Genomic DNA, 1,390 nt, shown 5'->3' with positions numbered 1-1,390 from the left:
GCCTTGCCGACATAACGAGAGGCGAGGTCGTCAGCGGACATCCCAGCGAGCCGAGGCACGAGGAAGAAGATGGCGAACGTCGTGATGCTCACCACCCCGACCCCGGTGCGGCGGCCGAGGGGCCGATCGTCACCGCGCCCGCCCAGGCGCTGATCGACGAGCACGGCGTGGACCCGGCCCGGATCCGCGCGCTGGGCAAGAAGCTGATCAAGCGGGCCGACGTCCTGGCCCTGCTGGAAACCGGCACGCTGGAAACCGGCACAGGCGACGCGCAGCCGCTGCCGGCCGTTCAGCGGGCCGTGGCCGCCGCGGTCACCCGTTCCCACCAGACGATCCCGGCCGCCTTCACCGCCGTGAAGCTGGACGCCGGCCCCGCGATCGCCCGGGCCCGCGCCCTCAGCAAGGAGGCCAGGGCTCTTGTCGGGCTGCCGGAGCTGCTGGTCTCGGCGGTCGCGTCGCTGCACGGGCAGTTCCCGATGTGCTTCGCCGAGCCGGTGGCAGCCGACCCCTTGGCCGTACGCCCCTCGGCGGCGCCGAACGTCGGCGTCACCGTGGACGTCGGCAACGGCCTGTACGTCCCGGTGCTGCGCGACGCCGACCGCCTGTCCGTCAAGGAGATCGCGGAGCGGCTCACGGCGTACCGGACGAAGGCGGCACAGGCGGCGTTCCGCGAGGACGACCTGGCGGGCGGGAACATCGTCGTCACCCTGCACACCGACACGGCCGTGCTCCTCGCCGTGCCGATCGTGTTCCCCGGGCAGACGTGCGCGCTGTCGCTGTGCGCGCCGCAGCACGAGTTCGCCCTCGACTCCGCCGGGAACGTCGTGAAACGCACCACGGTCACCCTCGGGCTCGCGTTCGATCACCGCCTCGTCAACGGGCGCGAGGCGGCGATGTTCCTGAACGCCATCCGGAAGACGATCACTCCCTGAGCCCGGACGGCCCGGTCAGGGCGCGCTGCGCGTCCTCCTCGCTCATCGCGTCGATCTCCTCGATCAGCAGGTCCTCGACGGCCTCGGCGAGCTCGGCCACGGTGCCGCAGCCGAACACCACCCGGATCGGCACCTCCACCTCCAGCATCGCCCGCAGCCGCGCCGCGACCCGGGTGGTCATCAGCGAGTGCCCGCCCAGCTCCAGCAGATCGTCCAGCACGCCGACCCGTTCGAGGCCGAGCACCTCGGCCCAGATCTCGGCGACCAGCGCCTCGCTGTCGGTGCGCGGCGCCGTGTAGTCCGTCCCGGTGACCCGGTCCGGCTCGGGCAGCGCGGCCCGGTCGAGCTTGCCCCGGGAGGTGAGCGGCAGCTCCGCCAGCCGTGACCACCGGGTCGGCACGAAGCCCCGCGGCAGCCGGCCCGCGGCGTGCGCGCGCAGCTCGGCCGGGGCGGCGGGG

Annotated in this window: 2 protein-coding genes; one reads left to right on the top strand and one right to left on the bottom strand. The window is 73.5% G+C overall.

Going from position 1 to position 1,390, the window contains the following annotated elements; all coding sequences use genetic code 11:
• The coding region (locus ACWDX9_RS63330; protein ID WP_449973456.1) for a 2-oxo acid dehydrogenase subunit E2 at window positions 1-932 on the top strand (932 nt) is incomplete at its 5' end.
• On the opposite strand, the gene ACWDX9_RS63325 is transcribed toward ACWDX9_RS63330, so the two are convergent.
• On the bottom strand, window positions 922-1,390 hold a 469-nt coding region (locus ACWDX9_RS63325; protein ID WP_449973455.1), incomplete at its 5' end, for a phosphopantetheine-binding protein. The two genes, ACWDX9_RS63330 and ACWDX9_RS63325, sit on opposite strands and share 11 nt — an antisense overlap.

It is taken from the genome of Nonomuraea sp. NPDC003201 (assembly GCF_053590415.1).
Note: the sequence above shows the minus strand (reverse complement) of the source record. Positions and strands in the feature narration are given on the sequence as shown.